The sequence below is a fragment of the Marinobacter shengliensis genome (assembly GCF_030297115.1).
GTDB lineage: Bacteria > Pseudomonadota > Gammaproteobacteria > Pseudomonadales > Oleiphilaceae > Marinobacter > Marinobacter shengliensis.
Genome location: NZ_AP028062.1, coordinates 4,041,296 through 4,060,480 on the forward strand (window position 1 = coordinate 4,041,296; position 19,185 = coordinate 4,060,480).

Below are 19,185 nucleotides of genomic sequence, written 5' to 3' on the forward strand. Positions count from 1 at the left end.
GGGTCAGCCTGCTATCAACCAAGCATGACAACCAGTAATAACAAAAAGGCCATGAAACCAACGCAGATGCCTATCACCACCCCCGGGCTATCAAGATCTTTACCCGGCGCAGACGTCCTCCGGGGCTGGCTCTGCAGGAAGAACTTGAAATCGGAAATTAGCTGGGTGGTGGACGTTCGAGCGCTTGTGTACCACTCATCCGGGAATTCGATGGCACTCTGTGGCACCACTATGGGGCCGCACATCGAGCCAAAATGAACCGCATCATTCACCAGTATGCTGTCTCGGCGCGGTGTTCCCCGGGGAAGATCTGAAGCTTGAACCGTCAGATCCTCCAGTGCTTCAACCACGTAACCTTCGGGTATCTCACCGTGCACCAGCACGGGCATCGGTTGTACGCCACAAGGCATGGAAGCCAGCACCGGGAACCGGGTGTCATCCAGAGTCGGATGAAAGATCCTGTTCAGATTGTCCGGGCGAAAAGGCTTCAGACCCGCAAACTGGCCGGGAATGAGCGACACCCGCGTACCAGGCTCCCGCCCCTTCCAGAATAACGTCCAGGCAATGGCCCGAACCACTTTCAGGCGCAAAGGCTCCGGCATCTCATGGCGACCAGTAGAGCTCGGTAGCCAGACGTCATCGGAGAAATCGGTCAGTGCCAAGCCATCGCCACCGAGCAACAGACACCATTCGGGGTGATCCTCAAAAAGAATACAGAACTTCCGACCCTCAACGCGATCCAGGCTGTCATCTCCCGACTCTTCCATTTCGGCGAAAACCTGGTCTTTGCTAACCTCCAGATAAAGGCGGCTTGCATCGGGCATGATCTCATTGTTAATCGCCCGCTCAAGTTCACAGAATGAATTCAGTAACGCATCGTCAAGCAATGAGGGGTGGGGAACGTAGGTGTCCTGAATAAGAGAGTCGCTCCCCTTCTCTTCACCCTGGGTTAACGCCCCAAAGTCATATACCGGCGCCGCCCATTTGTCGAAGAGCGCTGCTTCATCCGCCGTCAACTGGCTTAATTTGCGTGAAGAGAGAATCGAGCCTTCATTCTCTGCGAACGCAATAGATTTGCTGTCATCATAAATCATGACTTCTTGGGAGCGCTGAATGTCGGACCCGCCAACAACCTGGCTGATGTTCCAGATTTGGGCGCTTGCATTGGCCGAGGGGCCCTTCTTGTTCAGTGCAGGGGAGGCATAAACTTTTGCCTGATACAATTTCTCTTGCCCACCTTCCACAGTCACCAGAGCTTTCATCCCAAACAATTCCATGAGTGAACTGTTCATGATGATCTCGGCACCCAGCCAGTTCAGCCAGGCTCCCAACATATGGGCGTTTCTGGCCAGCTCTCGTAACGGTTCAGCTTTAACGAAAACGTCGGCATCGTCCGGAAGGGCAAAGCCTTCCAATGCCTCTTGAACTTCATTGGCATCCGGGCTCGCCAGAAAGCTCTGATGCTCGTCAACCGGATAGAGCATTGGCAATTCAAGTCCAGAGTGTTTCTTGACGAATACGGTATGAAACACCACATCGCGCCATTCCCGAATGAGCTTCAGGTGATCACCGCTGTTGAGTGTTTCTAAAAACTGTGCCGCTGTGGGCACTGCCAAATCTTCCTTGATCATGATGGACTACATCCTTGCTTGCATTATTAACGGCTTAGCTTTGAGCTCGATCCTGCGTCAGCAATCTGTCCTGCAGCTCCCGAATCACCCTCAACACCCGACTCATTTCCTGCTGGGTTTTCAGATCCAGATCCAGCTTGCCATCCATGGTTTTCACCAGTGGCACAATGGATTCCTCGAAGATCCTCGCAAAAGCCATCAGGGCATCGCCCACCTGGGGTGGGCTGTCCAGGTTGACGGTGACTGCGGGATTCAGTTGCACCGATTGCAGGCCTTCGGTGAGGCCGGTTTCCAGGGAGCGGGACAACTGGCTCACGGCCTTGTCGAGATCCGGTTCGGACTCCCTTCGGCTGTCCATTCCGGCCACCAATTGCTGACTCAGTTGCTGCATATGCTCGGAAATCAGGCCCAGCTGGCGCACCACTTTCACGCCGGTTTCTTCATCTCCACCGGCCTGTTGGCGGCGGCGGTATTCTTCGCAGATCGACTGCCAGCGGGCGGCTTCTGCCTCGCTCAGGGTGCCGCGCATCTGTTTGAGTTTCAGCAGGTTTTCTTCCGCGCCCTGGGTCAGCAGCTGGGATTCACCCTGGTAGTGGTCGTCAATCAGGGCTTCCAGTTCCTCCTCACTCATGATCGGCGACAGTTTCTCTGCCAGCTTGTTCATGTTCCGGTAACTGCCCTGCAGCTTGAACGTCGGCTCGGTGCGATAGGCCTCGGCCTGGGCACTGGAGGCTATGTAAGCCTGATTCACTCGCAGTACGGTTTCCCGCACCCGGATCATTTTTTTCAGCAGGGAGACAATTTCGTCCCGCTCGGCGGCGCTGTAATCGTGTTCAAAATCGGAGTCAGCCACCGACTTGCCCTCGGCCAGATCGGCAAACCGATAGAAATCCGCCATGCCACGGGTGGCCAAAGGCGCCAGCACCGGGTTGGAGCTCAGGCTGTTCTCGATGTAGGACAGTGCAAAGGCGTGTTCCATGCCGGAGAGCACATCACCCAGGTTGTAGATATCAGCCCGGTTGGCGAGCATGTCGGGCACTTTGAACACTTCACCGCTCTCGGTGTAGGGGTTACCGGCCATGACCACACAGAAGCGTTTACCGCGCATGTCGTAGGTGCGGGTGCGGCCGCGCCAGACCCCCTCAATGCGTCGGGTGCCGTCACACAGGGAGATGAACTTCTGCAGGAACTCCGGATGGGTGTGCTGGATATCATCCAGATACAGCATCACGTTGTTACCCATTTCCAGGGCCAGGTTGAGTTTGATCAGCTCCGCCTCGGCGGTGGAGTGCGGCGCTTTTTCCGGGTCCAGCGAGGTGACGTCGTGGCCCAGGCTCGGGCAGTTGATCTTCATGAAGATCAGGCCCAGGCGGTTTGCCACGTATTCCATCAGGGTGGTCTTGCCGTAGCCGGGTGGCGAAATCATCATCAACAGGCCGGACTGGTCTGTGCGCCGGTCTTCACCGGCGGTACCCATCTGCTTGGCCAGGTTGTCGCCGATGATCGGCAGATAACTTTCGCTGATCAGTTTGTTGCGCACAAAAGACGACAGCGGCCGGGGCCGGAACTCCTCAAGGCGCAGCTGATCGCGCCAGCGCTCCAGGACTTTGTGGCGGACTTCCTGCAATTGCTGCCAGCCGGGAATGATTTCCTGGCGGTGGTAGCGCAGGCGCTCATCGAACTCGTCCAGCTGCAGGCTCAGTGTGCGTTCGTTTATGCGGCTGTGCTGGCCCAGCAGGCCATCCACATGAAAGGCCAACTCAACGCTGCGCACGCCGGTCTTGATGGCATCGCCCACATTGAGGACGGCCACCACTTCCGGCAGGTAATGCATCAGGTGTTGCTGGTCGGTTTTGCCCATCCAGGCCTTCAGCCAATGCTGGGCAATGGTCCAGCGAGCCGCCGGCTGGCCGCTCACCACATCCAGTGCTTGCTGGTACTGCGCAAACTGGTTATCCCGTTTCAGGGATTCGGTGAAACCGGCCGCCAGCTCACCCGCATAACGGGTGATATCAAACTGCTCGTTTTCCTCCGCCAGCTGCTGCACTAAATACTGGGCCGCCGACTCAATCAGGGTACGCTCGGCACTGCCTTTTTCCGCCAGCGCCAGCTGATGATGGGCGACATACTCCGACATCTGCGGAGCAAGTTCCTGCTCCAGGGAGTACAACAATTCGTTCGACTGCATCATCCGGCTGAGAATACCGGCAGACAGGCAGCGTGAACGCAACTGTTGTGCCGCTAGATCCTGCCGGGCCACCTCGGCCCAGTACAGCATGGCGAGGGCACGGGCCTTGGGGCTGAATCGAAGCAATCCGGCGCTCTGGATAGCCGGCCAGAGGGTACTGACGATCAAAGCGGCATCGTGGTCATGAATGCCTTTTTCATAGCCCTCACGGTAGCGGGGGGAGGCGAATTTACGGATGTAGTCGGTCAGCTCATCCAGATCGGCCACGTTGACGGGCAGATCAGATGCCTGCCGGAATTCCTCGATCACCAGTGCCGCAAGGTACTCGGCCCGGTAGACCCTGTCTGACTCCGACGGCTGGCTCATATTCCAGTAGCCGCGCAGGCGGTCCAGCTCTGGCTCGTCCAGGCGCTCGTAATACTGGGTGCCGGTCAGGTGCAGCAGCACGTGGTCGTCTCGCGGGATCAGCGTCAGGTCCAGCTCCTGCTGGTTAACGCTGAACCGGTGCTTGCCCAAACGGATGACCGCGCCGCCGTCTTCAAAGATATCGGCTTTATCGCGAACACTTCTGAGCGCGGTGTCCTGGGCGGCCTTGAGCTGCCCCAAGCAGTCATCCGCTTCCATGGCCGCGCCCAGCTCCCGCAGCTCTTTGGCCATGCTGCGCAGGCGCGCCACCATGGCATCGGAGGCGAAGAAGGCGTGCAGTTCTTCCGGGCTGGCGAACCGTTCGGTCCGGCGGGTGACATTCCGGAGTATGCGTTCGGCGGCATCGGTGAGTGTCGTTACCCGGCGCTGCTGCTGATCCTGCAGTTGCTGGCGCCGGGCCTCAATGCTTTCGTGGGCGTTCTCACGCTGCTCCAGAATGGCGGCAAGAAACTCATCGTATTCGCCAAACTGGCTTTCCAGTTCCTGCAACTGGTCGAGCATACGGGTCATCAGGCCATCACATTCCCGCACATCGGTCAGGGAACTCACGCCGTTGGCCAGGCTCTGCTCAAACAACCGCAGCCGGGCGGCAAACTGGGCCCGGGCCTCGGCACTGCCCTGCTCTTTCAAGCGCAGTTCCGCTTCCGAACGCTGCTGGTTGATGGTGGCGTAGATGCCGGAGATGTTATCGGTGATGGCGGTTTCCAGCGCGGCATCGTCACCGGCCATGGACGCCAGCATGCCCTGAATCATATCCAGCCCGGAAGTCAGCTCTCGGTAGCGGTCTACAATCTTGCGCAGGGCATCCCGGGTGTCGGCCTCGGCCAGGTCGGTTTGTAATTCGGTCAGGGTCTTGCGGTAACCATCCAGCGCCTCCGCTGAGGCCAGAAAACGGAAGGTTCGCTCCGTCAGCCGCTCCTCAGCGTCGGCCAGATCACTTTCCAGTGTTTCGATACGGGCTTTATCGGCATACCGCCGATCATTCAGGGTGCGCAGCCGCCCCCGATGTTCGCGCAGGCGGGCCAAGTAACTGACAAACTGATCCGGCGCTTTCCAGCTGTCCGGCTTCAGGTCTCGCATCAAAATGCCCTGAGCCTCAGCCACATCATTAATGGCGGTTTCCGTCTGCGCCCGGATGCTCTGAACTTTCTCATACTCATCCAGTACCAGTTCCGCAGTGCCACGGATGGTTGTCAGGTGCTGATGAAGCCCAGAGAACAGAACCTCTTCCTGCCTGCCAGACAGCCAGAAGAACTGGTCGAGCACCCGGTCAACGATGCGAATCAGGCTGGTGAAGTGGCGCTCACTGGCGCTGGAGGAGTCCACCAGCGTCACTACCGTGTTTAATTCGGCAATGCCCCGCACCAGTTCCGGATTGCCAATCCGAGCCAGTTCCGAATCGTTTGCCACGCTGGCCTGGGCATGGAAGCTCTCGGAGGTAAACGGGGTTTCCCATACCTGCAGCGGGTGCACCAGGGTCGGTTCGTTATCGGCATTGAAGACCACCAGATGACCGTTTTCGAACAGTGCGAAGCCATGGCCAATCAGGGGCACATCCGCCTGTTTCCGAATCAGGTTGTAGCGGAACAGTATCACCTGCCCGGTGAGTTGCTCGTAGAACACATACAGCATGTCCTCACCGTTCGGTGAGCGCAGGGTGCGCTTGAGCCGGAAATCCCCTTCCGGAATCTGGAAGGTTTTCAGCTCACCGGTGGTGAGGTAATAGCCGGAGGGGAATATGAGGCCATGATTGTCCGGCAACGACGCCACCGAACCAGCCATGGCATCCACCCGTTCAACCTTGCGCTGGGTGCGATTGAACAGATAGTAGCGCCAGTGTTTTTCATTGAACGGCAGAATCCGCACCAGCAGAATCTCGCCAAGGTCGGCGTAGTCGAAACTGGCGTCGTCCAGGGACTGGGAGTCAGACTCCACCGCGTCCTGATAGATGCCCTCGCCGGTGGCGGTGTTGTTCTCCACCTTGAAGGTGATGTTGCCCCGCAGGTTGTCAACAAACAGGGTGTCGGCAATGTTCAGATGCGGCGAACGGCCCTGTACCTGGCTGTCACGGCCAACGGTTTTCCAGGGGAAGCTGAAACGGTCCGGGAAGGTCAGGTCGCGCTCGCCCCGGTTGTCCACGTATCGGCTTACGTTGCCATCCGGCTTCAGTTCCCAGCGGAACACCCTCAGGTCGTCCAGCTTGTCACCAATACGGAACGCCATCAGCAACATGCCCTTGAGGATGACCAGCTGAGACAGGGTGGCGGTGTTGTAGTACTGCTGCAGTTCCCGGAAGTCTGTGGCAAAGCGGGCATCGGTCAGGAAGGAGCCTTCGATGGCGGCTTCGGTCATTTCGAAACCGCTGTCGCCGTCATTCAGGTGGTACAGCCGGAACACATCCTCAACCGCCAGGGACTTGCGCAAGCCAAGCTGGAGATTGAAGCCAAACAGCAGTTTGTCCCCAAGACGAACCACATCCCGTGCAATGGCATTGTTTTCGGTTCTGACCCGGGCCCGGCCAAGTACGTTCATGCCGGCACTGCCGAAAACCTCTTCCCGGGCCTGATTCAACCCGGACACCTGCTCCCGGAGCTGTCCGCCCTGCTCTTTCAGCCGCCGCTGGATGGTTTCGAAGGCAGAGCCTTCCTGAACAATGCTTTCAAGGCCGGTGCGATCCGTCGACATAGCAAATCATCCTGAACTGAAGGGAAATCGGAATGGGAACAGCGACCGCCGGTGCTTGGGCCGGCGGTCGCTGGGGCTTCAGGCGGTTTCCGAAGTCCGGCTGGACTTCTCACCGGAAACCCGTCCGGCGATGCCGGCCAGGGCTGCCTGCAGCGAGGGCGACTTGTCCAGAACGCCCTGCACACTCTTGCCATAACCCAGCCCCTGGGCAAACTTCTCGAAGATGCCGCCGTCGCCACCAATCATTTCAAACTTGGCGTCTTTCAGGGCCGCCGCCATCACGCGACCATTTTCCAGCAGGCCGGTCTTCTGGGCTTCGATCTGCGCCATCACTTCCTTCTCATGAACTTCCAGGTTCATGCGGAATTCTTCGAAGTGACGAGCCTCTTCAGACATGTTGTCGTAGGCCTTCAGCTTCTCGACCAGGCCAGACGCTTCGGCCTTGGCCATGGCTTCGCGGGCATCGGCCTTGGCCAGACCCATACGCTGCTCGCCTTCGGCATCCGCCAGCACCATGGCTTTGCGGGCATCCGCTTTGGCCAGACCCAGCTTCTCTTCACCCATGGCTTCGGTTTCAAGGCGCTGCTCCAGCACCCGCACTTCAGCCAGGCCAGCTTCTTCGTCAGCCTTCGCCGTGGCCGATTTAACTTCGGCACGGGCCAGACCATCCGCACGGATCGCAGTTGCCTGAGCTTCCTTGACCTGGGCATCGGCCAGGCCATCGGCCGCTGCCATGGCCTGACGACCACGGGCCAGCTTCTCATCCGAAACCGACTTCTTCTCGGCGGCATCCAGGTCTGCCTGGGCTTTGACTCGAACCTGTTCAGCTTCAAACTTGGAACGTTCAAAGGCGGCTTCCGCAGCTTTCACGTCCATCAACTTAAGCTCTTCGGCATCCGCTTCAGCAGCTACCACTTTCTTGACCTTCAGGCGCTCGGCTTCAGAACGGTTGCGCACATCCTTGATGTTCTCTTCTTCTTCCGCCACGTTGCGCTCAACCGCAATACGCTGACTGGTGATGTCGGCAATTTCCTTACGCTCGCCTTCCAGCGCCTTCTCCATGCCGATGCGCTCGATCTCTACGGCGCGCTCACGGTTTACATCTTCCAGCTCACGGGCCTGGCGAATGCGCACTTCCTCAATCTGCACCGCACGCTCACGGGCCTTCATGGCCATCTCGATCTGGCGCTGTTTGTTTTCTTCAGCAATCGCCAGCTCTTCATCGGTCTTGATGCGGGCGGCTTCAGCACGGGCACGCTCTTGCTCACGTACCTGCTCGGTTTCCGAGGTTTCACGGGCCTGCAGGGTTTCAATTTCACGGCGCTGACGGGCTTCTGCGTCAGCCTGACTACGCTCCAACTCCAACGATGCTTCGCGGGCGGAGACGTTCTTGCGCTGGATTTCCAGCTCCTGATCACGTTCCAGGCGGTTGGTTTCTACGTTGTGCAGTGCGGTAATTTCGGTGATGCGCTTGATGCCTTCGGAATCCAGAATGTTGTTTGGATCCAGAGAGGTTTTCGGTGTTTGCTCCAGGTAATCGATGGCCACGTCTTCGAGGATATAGCCATTCAGATCTTCGCCGATGGTCTCAACAATGGAATCCCGGAACCGCTGCCGCTCTTCGAACAGCTGCATGAACTCCATTTTCTTACCAACGGTTTTCAACGCTTCACTGAACTTGGCATTGAACAGTTCGTTGACCGCATCGCGGTCAGAGGCACGACCAACCCCTACCGATTTGGCAACCCGCAAGACATCTTCTGCGGTTTCGTTTACCCGCAAGTAGAACGCAACGGTGATATCCGCCCGCAGGTTGTCCTTACAGATCAACCCTTCCTTGCCGGTACGGTTCAGCTCCAGGGTAATGACCGAGATTTTCATGGTCTCGGAACGGTGAATAACCGGCAGCACCATGGCCCCGGTGAAGTACACTTTCGGGGTGGGCGACAGATCGTTCACGATCAGGGCCTGGCCCTGATCAACCTTGCGATAGAAAGCCTTGAACAGGGCCAGAATGCCCAGTATCAACAAGACCAGAACGCCGACAGTCATGAAGACCGGAATGATCCAAGATAAATCCATTTACGCTTTCTCCTGAGCTGATTGGAAGGACGCTTGTGCAGGGTTAACCGGCGGAACCGCCGGACAGAAATTCAGCTTCCGGCACCACCCACCAGGCGTTGGCATCCGGAATATGTTCAATGAGGATGGCCCGCTCCCGATGGGACAACGGGGAATGGCTACGCACCTGCAACACCAGGTGGGCACCGTCCAGATGGGCTTCTGCCCGCCCGGATGTTTCAGAAACCGAGGAAGAAATCACCACGCAGGGTGTGCCGATAATGCGTTTTTGCAGAGGCGGCAGATAGGCACGGCGGAACAGAGGCCGAAGGGGGCGAACGACAATGGACGTGACCAACAGGCCGCTAACCAGGGATGTGAACAGCACCGCCAGCGCGTACAACCAGTGCAGAATGCCCGACGGCACCAGTGCGCCCAAGGCCAGATCAATGAAATAACTGGTCAACCAGCCAGCCAGGAACAACAGGGTGAGCACCAGCGGCAGGGGCACGCCTTGCAAGCCGAGAGTCACCATCAGGCCACTGAAATCACCGGCCACATCAAGATCACCCTCGGCATCTACATCGCCCATACCGGAAAGGGAAATCAGCCAGTAAATAATGGCCACGCAAAGCAGTACGGAGAAAACCACCGTCGGGAAGGAGAACGCAACTGCGAAGAATGTTTCCATACGCGACCAGACATCCGTTCCGGTAAATCCAATGGGTGACAGTTCATGTCAACAATTAGGCGTTGTTTATAACGCAAACAAACTATTTCTTGCAAATATTTAATTGCGGAGTATAGACTCGGCTTATTGACATAAAATGTCAAGCGACAGGACAAGGTTCGTCCGGATCGGCCGAACCGATTCAATGCCACAGGAAGGAGCTATTCGTGGACACTCAATCCCTCACCCTGGCCTTGGGCGATGCTACCCATGCAGGCCGTACCTTTGATGTGATGCCCGTAGCCGGTGACGAGCCGGTACTGCAAGTGGTCGTTTCCGGCGCTGAAGAAACGCCGGTGTACGTTACCGTAACCGACACCCAGATTCTGTGCCTTGCGTACCTTTTTGACGAACAGGAACTGAACCCGGAACGCCTGAACGAGCTGCATGAAAACATGCTCCGCCTAAGCGTACCCATGCCCCTCAGCGCACTGGGAAGAACCGGCGATCATTACGTGGTGTATGGCGCCTTGAGCCCCACCTCCGGTACGACCGAAATCATGCAGGAACTGGTCACGCTCGCCGAGAATGCCATCGACCTGTTACAGACTTTTGAAGACTACCTGGCTTGAGTGAGGGCTGAACCATGAGAACCGTACTGAAGAAAATCCTGACCGCCATGCGCGGTGGCGTTAACGAATTGGGTGAAGCCGTTGTGGATGGCCAGGGCAACCGCATTCTGGAACAGGAACTGCGAGACGCCGAACAGGAACTGAAACAGGCCAAGCAGGAACTGGCCGCCCTGATGGCCGAATCCGCATCGCTGGCCCGGCAGATCCGCGTTGAGCAGGACAGCGCCAGCAAACGCGAACAGGACGCCAGCAAAGCCCTGGCCGCAGGCCAGGAAGACCTGGCCCGGGAAGTGGCCGAACGCATTGTGGGCCACGAACGCCGCGCTGGGGAACTGACCCAGACCCGCGAATTGCTGCAACAGCGCATCAGCGGCCTGAAAGAGCGCGTACAGCGGGCAGAAAAGCAGCTGGCCGACTACCGCCGGGAACTGCAGGTGGTGAAAACCAACGAGCGGGTACTGCGCACCACCGCCCAGATCGACACCAACATTAACAGCAACCAGTCTTCCCTGAGTACCGCCAAGGAAACACTGGAGCGCATCCGTGACCGCCAGGCCCGGGAAGAAGACCGGCAAAACGCCAGCGCTACGCTTGAGAAAGAACTTACTGGGGCCGACCTGGATGAGAAACTGAAGGCCGCTGGCATTGATAGCGAGCAAGACGCGGTAAACGATGTCCTTGCCCGCCTGAAAGGCAACCAGGCTCAGTAACACTTTACGCGCCCCCAACACGGGGGCGCCTATCCAGGCTAAGCCAATGGCAAAGAAACCGGATTGGTCAAAAGAAGAACAAGCGGTTCAGGCGGTGCAACTGGCCTTTGATCTCTCCAACGACATCCAGCGCGCCTTCCGGGTGTCTGCAGCCCTGCAGGACATGACCACCGCTGATATGGTGCGCAAAGTCCTGCAGCTGCCCTACCGTAAGAATCGGGCCAGACCCCGGCTGACCATCACCCTGCGGGATGAGGATTTTGAGGTACTGGCAAAGAAGTACGGGCTTGATCCCAACGACCGCGCCGCGATTCGGCAGCGGGTGGCGGGGGAGTTGCAGGCGTTTGCGAGCAACTACCTGGCGGGATAGCGGCGCTCGTCAGCCGTCTATGAAATGCGGGACGAACCGCGACGTGTCGCGCGTGATCGCCGTATTGTCTTCACGGATACCCATCCCGACAGCCTCGTTACCCACAATCCAGCTCCCGATTAGGCAATAGTGCCCGGAGAAACGGGGAGGCGGACACCAACCCTGAATGATGGTTGGCCCATCGCCATATGGCCCCTCAACCTGAGCCTCCACTCCGGCGCCGGTTTCAATCGCAATGTTTGCACCTTCTCTGGAGAACAACGGCTTGCGAACCCAGCGTTCGAGGTTCGGATCACGTCGCTTATCGCTTTCAAACCAGGCTGGCAAAAGATTTGGATGGCCCTCATGGCGCTCCCACAACAAAGGCAGGATACCTTTATTCGACAGGATCAGCTTCCATGGCGGTTCGACAAACTGGGTGCCACTGGCACCCACATAATCGGAAAAAGATTCCTGCCACATCCATTCCCAAGGGTATAGCTTGAACAATTGATCAACAGGCTCATCATCAAGGCCAACAAATCGCTGACGCTCTCCAAGGCCAATCTCATCAATAAATAAGGTCTTGGGATTAAGCCCGGCCTGATCCGCGCAGTCGGCGAGATACTCAATGGTACCGGCATCTTCGGGATGGTCCCGGCAGCAGGCCAGGTGAAACGACTGCCCTGCACGACCAATCATTGCCAACCGCTCGATCAGAGCCTCCTGCAATCGATTGAACTGATCGGCGCCTGCCGGCAGTTGCCCTCGCTCAATTTGTTGTTCAAGCCACAACCATTGGAAGAACCCGGTTTCATAGAGAGAGGTTGGGGTGTCCGCGTTGTATTCGTAGAACTTCGCAGGCCCGGCACCATCGAACGAGAAGTCCATTCGCCCATAAAGTGACGGCTCAGAAAACTTCCAGCTTTCGGCGATCAGATCCCAGGCCTTCCCGGGTATCGCCAATTGATCCAACAAGCGCTCGCTTGAGACCACCTCACCCACCAGATCGAGACACATTGCGTGAAGTTCCTCAGTGGGAGCCTCAATACCGTCTTCAATTTCGGCAAGCGTAAACTGATAACAGGCGGTTTCATCCCAATAGGGTTCGCCCTCCAGGGTATGAAAATGGAATCCATAGGATTCCGCCTGAGAGCACCAATCCGGGCGGGGAGCCATTTGAATACGTTTCATGGAGTGTCCTTCTCCTGAGGCGGGCCAGTCCAATACTTTCCTGAAGCGCGAGAGTCTACCGGCATTTCCACACCCGGGAAAGTCGCCAAGTCCAACCGGATTGACCTTTCCTTTCGCTTGCTATAAATTCCCGCCCAAACTGCATACAGGAGAAGGACACTCCATGGCCACTCAGGACGAGGCAAACGCCATACTGCCAACCCGTACCCGTCGTCAGAAACGCTCCCAGACCGCAACGCTGGTGCTAATGGGTGCTACGCCCTTCGCTGTGCTTGGCCTGGACCCTCTGCATTCGGAGGTCCGGGTTTTTCGCGACCTGCAGGCATGCCAGACCGCCTTGCCAGGCGCACAGGAGTATTGCGAGACACTGAACGCAGAGGCAGCAGAGCGGCATCCGTCACTCGCCCCAAAGTACACTTCTCGCCACCAATGTGAGTCGGACTTTGCTCACGTAACCGTCAACAGTTCGTGTGAAAATGGCTGGTGCGGCATTGACGATCTCTCCATCTGCGAGCGCACAGCAGATGGCTACTATCGCCCCCCCTTTTCAGGCTTTCTGGTCGATCAAGCCATCCTTGATGGCACCTATGAGGGAACCAGGCCCGCGCCCGAATCTCTGGATGACAGGCAATTGCAGCCGGTGTACAGCATTTCCGACGAGACCCTGAGCAGCAGTGGTGATGAAGGCCAGGGCTCGACTTATCGCAGCCACACGCCCTTCCTCTGGCATTACGTGATGGCCAACGGTCAGTACCTTGGCAACCAGAATCTTCGTGATCCCGTAACACGAACCAAAAGCCAATTGGCAGCCAACACCAGCAGAACCTTCACCGGCACCAGCCAGCGTGGCGGCTTTGGCTCCACGGCCAGGCAAACCATGCAGGCGGCAAGGAGCTGATCAATCATGGTTAAACCCACTTTCAGCGCCTTGGCACTGGTAGCCTGCCTGTTCACCACCGTAACAACGCAAGCAGAAACGACAATATCGGCACTCGCCGAAGACCTTCAGCAGCGGCTAACGCAAACACCGGAGACCCTGCGCTGGCTGAAGCCCAACAAAGACGAACCGCTAGCACACACAGACCTCGGCATCGACCCGGAAACCTGCGAAGCCCCGGTGCTCGCCCGGGCGGGAACTCATCCCCGCTTTCTGGTTCGCTGCGTCAACCGCGCCTTGGTCAACTTTCGTGTTACTGACATTCAAACACTGACATCCTGGGCCTACTCCGACGGCGATTGGAGCACAGGGCAAATCATCGCCATTCGCGGTATCGACAATTCTCCTACTAGCCGGTACAGCTCAAGGCAAGTGGAGTACGAAACCGTATGGCATAAAGGTGAGCCGGCCGGACCATACGAACGCAGTCTCACGCTCCTGTCGGAGACCGATCTCCGCAAGTTGGCTAAATTCTGGAATAGCTTTGACACTGGGGAACTGCCGGTACTGGAATCCCTGGAACAATGGCGCCAACTGACGTGGCCCGATGCGGTGGTCGGGCTCCGTCGCAATGGCCAACTTCTGCTTCAACATGGAACGCTGGCAGGCACCAGCGACCTGCTGGAAGAATTGTCCTCGAAGGACGCGCTACCACCTTTCGCCAGAGGCTTGATCCGCCCGGTGAAAAAAGTCTGGCGCGGCACCACGCCTCCGGGTGAGCCGATGTTTCTTCTGCACAGCCTGCGAGCGAACGGCACAGATTACGCTTTAGCACTTTCCAATGTGACTGCCGGTGCCGCCTCCCAGAACATACAACGGCTCAGTGCCGGTTTGCCCTATGAATTGGTATTTCTTCCAATAGAAAGGAATCTGTAAGTCATGACGACCGCCAGCATGGAACCGTCTCAGGCGGTTACTAACCCGCTAGATAGCCTGAAACAAATCCGAAACCACAACCGTTATGCAGGGCAACTTCTGCTTGCCGGCAACAGGTCGGCCTTGACCAGTTTGCTCGTGGTTTGGTTCCCGGTAATCGCAGTGCTGACTTACGGCTTTGTGGTGCCGTTTACCTACACAGCATGGGGCGAGAACAACCTGTTATTGATTCTGTATTGCTGGACGGGCCTCTGGCTGGCTCTTACGGCAGCAAGCGTTACCTTCGGCACCGGGCGGCACGTGTATTCTGTTGACCTGGCCAATCGCACCATCAGTCATCTGAACTCAGAGCAAAGCACGTCCCTAGCACTCGAGCTTCGCCAAGGATCAGAAGGCAGCTACCTTGATCTGAAGACCCCCCTGGATAGTGGCTGGCATTTGGACGTGGATTCCCGGATTGTGGCGGAATTAACCCCGGCGGAAGTGCAGTCGATCCGGCGGTGGCAACCGGCTAAACTCAAGGACCACATCCGAAAAAAGGTCAAAGATGGCTCGCTTACAACCCTGTTTGTCGTCGCGAATATCCCGCTGGTCGTTATACTTCTTGTTTCCGGAACCTTCGGCCTTCTGATCATGTGCCAGATTTACATGCTTGCGGCCTGGACCCTCACCCAAACTCTTGACTGGTTCCTGGAAAAGCGTGATCAGCAAGTTATGGAGCAACTGTGAAATCCTACTGTCCTGCCTGCGACACCCGCACCCTGAGGCCACTCCAGGGAGGCGACCAACGAATTGCTGAATGCAGGCATTGCCATGGGGTGTGGTTTGAAGATGGCAGCCTGAACTGCGCCATAACCGGCCACCACGATCATATTGAGCACTATGATCATGAACAGCACCTGGGGCCGAAACTGGGCGTAAGCAAGCGCCAGTGCACCAGATGCAGGGTTCCCATGACGCACTACCAGTTACTGGCCGATTACAGCGTAGAGATCGACTGCTGCCCGACCTGCGACGGTGTCTGGCTTGACCAGCATGAAGTGGATCAAGTCATTCACTCGCCGTTGCTTAAGGATGCCTTGGCGGAACTGAACAAAAAGGTCACCTGGAAATCCTGGGTGTTCCAGTTCTTCACGGCCATGCCGGTTGAATACAACATTCAGCCCCATCGCACACCCTGGGTGACATGGCTGCTGATCGCACTATGCTCTCTTGTCTTTTTCAGTGGCGTCTATGACGCCGGCTCCAATGAATGGATCTTTCTGAACCTTGGCCTTAACTCAGATTCCCCGAGTGCAGCCCATGTGGCCATGCAACTGTTTACCTACCAGTTTGTTCACGGCGGGCTGATGCACCTTGTCGGTAACATGTATTTTCTGTGGATTATCGGCGACAACCTGGAAGACGCATTGGGCCACTGGGCTTTTCTAGGCCTGTATCTGCTGTCTGGGGTGGTCGCCGCACTGGCAGAGCTTATGCTGTTTGATGCCTCTCAAGGACCGTTGCTACTGGTAGGCGCCAGCGGCTCCATCGCAGCCCTGTTCGGCCTCTATCTCATGTGGTTCCGCCATGCCAGCCTGACATTCATGATCGTTATCTACCAGAAGAAACTGGCCCCTCACTGGTATTTCCTGATCTGGAGCCTGATCAATCTGTTCGGGATGTTTACCGCCCAGGGCGGCGTGGCCTGGGCTGCTCATCTTGGCGGGTTCGTATTGGGTCTATTGATCGGATACCTGATGCGAGACTATGTTCTTGCAAAGAATCCGCTGATCGCCATGCTGAACCAGCCAGAGGCAGCCATCAGCCGGTAGGTAAGCGTTCACCGGCTGACGGGTTACACACAATCGCCCAAGCCAACGCAGACTCAGTAGCCAACCAGAATCATGACGAAAACAAAGACAATGGCGGCTGCTCCCATCCACTTCAGGAGCAATTTGCCTTCGGAAGCGTTGTCACGATTTTCGGAAACAGCTGGCCCTGAGGTGTCATCGTCCTGAGAGGCAAAACTCAGAAGCGCAAGACTCCTGATGGTTTGCGACACGGTTTGGTCCAGCGACACCCGAACACCGTTATACCAGGGTTCCGGATATTCAATCAGCGCTGGCGGCACAACAATCGAGCCCAGCGCGTCCCAAAGGGTCATAACACCATCGACAACGACAAATTCCCGTTGCGGCAGCTCCGTGGCAACCTGTTCTTCATCCAACTCAACGTCTTGCTGAGGACTACAGACATAGTTGCCATCCTGCATCCCGAGAACCAACACCGGCACCAGATTCTCACCACACCGGAAACCTGCCAGAAAGGGAAACCGTTCGTCATCGGGATCACTGAAAAAGCGTGAATCCGAGTTTTCTGGCTGAGCTGAAAGCAGGTCCCGTAAATGCCCACCCAAGAAAAACAAACCGTCTTCCAACCTGCGAGAAAGCACGCACAGCCTCCAGCTAATGTGCCGCAGAAGCAGTCCACGCAGGGCGTCTGGAAGTGGATGAAGCCCCGGCGCCTGCGGCAGCCGGCACGGCATTCGTTCAACCTCTTCAACCCTCAGTGTTTCCTCATACAGTTTCAGCGAGGTTATACCGGCACCAAAGCGGCTTTGCTGCATGTATTGAACCGCAAACCGAATGGCTCCGACAGGTTCTCCCTCATATTCGTTACCATCATCGTCAACGGCGATTGGAGTAATCGTCGTGGGTGCCACTTCGAGTTTCAGGCCCGAACTCTGGTTGAACAACCGCTCCTCCAGCAACTCGTAAAACTGCTGTGCCGTGGCCAGGAGTGCCGGAGGCATTGTCTCAACGGCGGATAACCGCGGCTGATGACTGGCGTTCTGATCCCGCGTCAACGGCACGTGCCGGCCAAGCACCGGCGTTGCCCAACGATCAAATATCCGGCGCTCACCGTCTGAAAGAGCTGAGCGTGGCACTGCTGACTCCGGCAAATCCGGCAGCATGGGATTACCCTGCCAATCAACGGTGTCATCGTAAATCAGTCGCAAAGTACCGGTGTCGGCGCCTTCACCTTCGTCGTTCCAGTGCTGCAGGCAGCCCGGAGCCAGGTCCTCAGCGCCCTCACCCTCAAGGGGCAAAGTCTTTATCTTGTAATAACGATCGCCGCCCTCTTCACTTGTGACCAGCGCCATATACCCAAGCGCCGCCAAAGGACGCCCCTCAAGCACGGTGCCTTGTTGGTGCCACGTCACGATGCCCCCATCGGAATGGGCCAAACGAGCGATTTCCCAAAGGGGCAAGGTTTTGACGAAGGGTTTGACTGATGGGTTATGCTCAGCAACCGCCGAGACCAGATCCTCAGCCTCCTGCCGGTCCAATGTAACGATAGCGGCCTGATCCGGCCCGTACTGGACAAAGGCCACACGCTCGATACCCGAAGGGTCCGTCGCAAAAAGTGTAAAAAAGGATTGCTCTGCCCAGCGAGTCAACAATTCCTTGATATTGTTCTGGCCCAACGCTTTCTTCAGCGAAGCAGACGGTGACGATTCTACAACTGCGCCCATAGCTACGATCCCTGTTGGAACTGATTTTCTTGAAACGAGCCTTGCTCAGCTTTGCTGCTCGTCGACGTATGTTTGAACTTCCTGAATTACAGAAGGCGGGAGCTGAGAACCGGCTACCAGGAGCATGACGCTAATGGAAAAAAATGGGCCCGGGATTCAGAAGAATCATTTCCCAATTCTGAGCAAGTGGGAAATTTTCAATACAGTGAGGTAATTCGTCGGCGGTAAGCCGGCACTTTGAGGAAGCTTCCATTCCTAACATTCCTTGTATTCATGTATGAATCGCGTTTCACAGCATCGGTATAGCGTTTGCTGTGCTGATCACCCTAATTGTGCGAGCAACCGGCTCCCTTGAAAACGTCTCAGGTAATTCATCAAGGGAAGATTCAGCAAACTCAGCGGGGCGGTCATTAGAAAGCCCGGTAATATCAGAACCAGGGACAACTTGCTGACACCCTTTTCGGGGGCATTACGCCCTCTCAACCCAAACATCACTAAGCCCACAATTAACACCACGACGCCACCCGCCAGAAAACTCATCATTCCCATGTTGTAGGAAGCAGTCTTCTCCATCATGAAAAAATAGAGTGTCGTGAGAAAGGCTGTGCTAAGCACCAGACCACTCCCCGCTTCCTCGTCTTGTTGAAGGTCAAGCCTATTTGGAAGCACAGCAAGCACCTTCGCGAGCGTATCTACATCGGATTGTTGGGGCGCGATTGTGGCTTCTTTCAGGCTCAGCACCATGAAAGGCTTCTTGCGGTCATCGTTTTTGAGCTGTATCGCAGCAACATCACCAACGCGCCAGACGACGGGCTTGCCGCGCTGATTAATAGGCGAAATGGTCGAGTGAGGAAGCGCCCGCTGGAGATCCTCTGCGAGGCTTTGGAGATCGTTGACAGAAATACTCTGAAATCTGATTTCAGGGGAAAGTAACATCGGATTATCCTTTTCCAGTAACACACTGCGTCCGGCAGTGATTTCAAACGTGGCAACTATACACGGCTCTCTGAGACTGATCCATTCACATCAACACGTCAATCCACGACAATACAAAGGCCGGCGCACAACAAACGTCTTAAACACGGATTGACAGGACAAGTCCGCGGCAGCCATGACCAGTGTTAACCCGATGCCCAGAACAATCCAGCCTACCGCAGAACTCAGTCCCAACACCGCGCCAGCAACACCCGCTTTAGCAGCACCCATCAACGATATACTCGCCCAACCACTCACTCATCAGGGCGCCAGCCGTGGCGCCGTCCATAGCTGCGGCAGACGGAGTGCGTTTAGGCCCATGTCCGTATGATTC

At 56.7% G+C, this 19,185-nt stretch carries 14 protein-coding genes; 7 read left to right on the forward strand and 7 right to left on the reverse strand.

Annotation, left to right across the window (positions count from 1 at the left end; translation table 11 throughout):
- Nucleotides 1-14: 14 nt before the first annotated feature.
- From QUE75_RS18510 to QUE75_RS18525, 4 genes are all read right to left on the reverse strand, one after another.
- Nucleotides 15-1,631: a hypothetical protein gene (locus QUE75_RS18510; RefSeq protein ID WP_286252382.1), complete on the reverse strand. Its 1,617-nt coding sequence runs from the start codon at nucleotides 1,629-1,631 to the stop codon at nucleotides 15-17.
- A gap of 34 nt (nucleotides 1,632-1,665) precedes the next feature.
- Entirely contained in the window at nucleotides 1,666-6,930 is a 5,265-nt protein-coding gene (locus tag QUE75_RS18515; protein WP_286252384.1) for a DNA repair ATPase, read from the reverse strand.
- A gap of 78 nt (nucleotides 6,931-7,008) precedes the next feature.
- Nucleotides 7,009-9,012 (reverse strand): flotillin family protein, encoded by a 2,004-nt coding sequence (locus tag QUE75_RS18520; RefSeq protein ID WP_286252385.1) that lies wholly within the window; start codon nucleotides 9,010-9,012, stop codon nucleotides 7,009-7,011.
- Between the two features lie 43 nt (nucleotides 9,013-9,055).
- Nucleotides 9,056-9,682: a hypothetical protein gene (locus QUE75_RS18525; protein ID WP_072676041.1), complete on the reverse strand. Its 627-nt coding sequence runs from the start codon at nucleotides 9,680-9,682 to the stop codon at nucleotides 9,056-9,058.
- A 206-nt stretch (nucleotides 9,683-9,888) separates the two neighbouring features.
- On the opposite strand from QUE75_RS18525, the gene QUE75_RS18530 reads away from it, so the two are divergent.
- The 3 genes from QUE75_RS18530 to QUE75_RS18540 are packed head-to-tail and all read left to right on the forward strand — an operon-like array spanning nucleotide 9,889 to nucleotide 11,373.
- On the forward strand, nucleotides 9,889-10,293 hold the full coding sequence (locus tag QUE75_RS18530) for a YjfI family protein (protein WP_058091627.1): 405 nt from the start codon (nucleotides 9,889-9,891) through the stop codon (nucleotides 10,291-10,293).
- A gap of 14 nt (nucleotides 10,294-10,307) precedes the next feature.
- Nucleotides 10,308-11,003 (forward strand): PspA/IM30 family protein, encoded by a 696-nt coding sequence (locus tag QUE75_RS18535; protein WP_072676040.1) that lies wholly within the window; start codon nucleotides 10,308-10,310, stop codon nucleotides 11,001-11,003.
- A gap of 46 nt (nucleotides 11,004-11,049) precedes the next feature.
- The gene (locus tag QUE75_RS18540; RefSeq protein WP_152439358.1) at nucleotides 11,050-11,373 is read left to right on the forward strand and encodes a hypothetical protein; all 324 of its coding nucleotides are present in this window, start codon (nucleotides 11,050-11,052) and stop codon (nucleotides 11,371-11,373) included.
- Nucleotides 11,374-11,382: 9 nt separating this feature from the next.
- On the opposite strand, the gene QUE75_RS18545 is transcribed toward QUE75_RS18540, so the two are convergent.
- Nucleotides 11,383-12,546, reverse strand: coding sequence for a glutathionylspermidine synthase family protein (locus QUE75_RS18545; protein WP_286252394.1), 1,164 nt, complete (start codon nucleotides 12,544-12,546; stop codon nucleotides 11,383-11,385).
- Nucleotides 12,547-12,709: 163 nt separating this feature from the next.
- Between QUE75_RS18545 and QUE75_RS18550 the strand changes: the two genes are divergently transcribed.
- The 4 genes from QUE75_RS18550 to QUE75_RS18565 are packed head-to-tail and all read left to right on the forward strand — an operon-like array spanning nucleotide 12,710 to nucleotide 16,173.
- Nucleotides 12,710-13,444: a DUF1190 domain-containing protein gene (locus QUE75_RS18550; RefSeq protein ID WP_286252396.1), complete on the forward strand. Its 735-nt coding sequence runs from the start codon at nucleotides 12,710-12,712 to the stop codon at nucleotides 13,442-13,444.
- Nucleotides 13,445-13,450: 6 nt separating this feature from the next.
- Complete coding sequence (locus QUE75_RS18555; RefSeq protein WP_286252397.1) at nucleotides 13,451-14,359, forward strand: hypothetical protein; 909 nt, start codon at nucleotides 13,451-13,453, stop codon at nucleotides 14,357-14,359.
- Nucleotides 14,360-14,362: 3 nt separating this feature from the next.
- Entirely contained in the window at nucleotides 14,363-15,088 is a 726-nt protein-coding gene (locus QUE75_RS18560) for a hypothetical protein (RefSeq protein ID WP_286252399.1), read from the forward strand.
- A complete protein-coding gene (locus QUE75_RS18565) occupies nucleotides 15,085-16,173 on the forward strand; it encodes a rhomboid family intramembrane serine protease (protein ID WP_286252400.1) in 1,089 nt (362 codons plus the stop codon). The genes QUE75_RS18560 and QUE75_RS18565 overlap by 4 nt, the downstream gene beginning before the upstream one ends.
- Before the next feature lie 53 nt (nucleotides 16,174-16,226).
- On the opposite strand, the gene QUE75_RS18570 is transcribed toward QUE75_RS18565, so the two are convergent.
- Nucleotides 16,227-17,876, reverse strand: coding sequence for a hypothetical protein (locus QUE75_RS18570; protein WP_286252402.1), 1,650 nt, complete (start codon nucleotides 17,874-17,876; stop codon nucleotides 16,227-16,229).
- A 321-nt stretch (nucleotides 17,877-18,197) separates the two neighbouring features.
- Nucleotides 18,198-18,836, reverse strand: coding sequence for a hypothetical protein (locus tag QUE75_RS18575; protein ID WP_286252404.1), 639 nt, complete (start codon nucleotides 18,834-18,836; stop codon nucleotides 18,198-18,200).
- Nucleotides 18,837-19,185 lie beyond the last annotated feature (349 nt).

Coding starts and splice junctions, on each gene's coding strand:
- QUE75_RS18555 (WP_286252397.1), top strand. CDS start 13,451: ATGGTTAAACCCACTTTCAGCGCCTTGGCACTGGTAGCCTGCCTGTTC.
- QUE75_RS18545 (WP_286252394.1), bottom strand. CDS start 12,546: ATGAAACGTATTCAAATGGCTCCCCGCCCGGATTGGTGCTCTCAGGCG.
- QUE75_RS18560 (WP_286252399.1), top strand. CDS start 14,363: ATGACGACCGCCAGCATGGAACCGTCTCAGGCGGTTACTAACCCGCTA.
- QUE75_RS18520 (WP_286252385.1), bottom strand. CDS start 9,012: ATGGATTTATCTTGGATCATTCCGGTCTTCATGACTGTCGGCGTTCTG.
- QUE75_RS18515 (WP_286252384.1), bottom strand. CDS start 6,930: ATGTCGACGGATCGCACCGGCCTTGAAAGCATTGTTCAGGAAGGCTCT.
- QUE75_RS18550 (WP_286252396.1), top strand. CDS start 12,710: ATGGCCACTCAGGACGAGGCAAACGCCATACTGCCAACCCGTACCCGT.
- QUE75_RS18525 (WP_072676041.1), bottom strand. CDS start 9,682: ATGGAAACATTCTTCGCAGTTGCGTTCTCCTTCCCGACGGTGGTTTTC.
- QUE75_RS18535 (WP_072676040.1), top strand. CDS start 10,308: ATGAGAACCGTACTGAAGAAAATCCTGACCGCCATGCGCGGTGGCGTT.
- QUE75_RS18570 (WP_286252402.1), bottom strand. CDS start 17,876: ATGGGCGCAGTTGTAGAATCGTCACCGTCTGCTTCGCTGAAGAAAGCG.
- QUE75_RS18540 (WP_152439358.1), top strand. CDS start 11,050: ATGGCAAAGAAACCGGATTGGTCAAAAGAAGAACAAGCGGTTCAGGCG.
- QUE75_RS18510 (WP_286252382.1), bottom strand. CDS start 1,631: ATGATCAAGGAAGATTTGGCAGTGCCCACAGCGGCACAGTTTTTAGAA.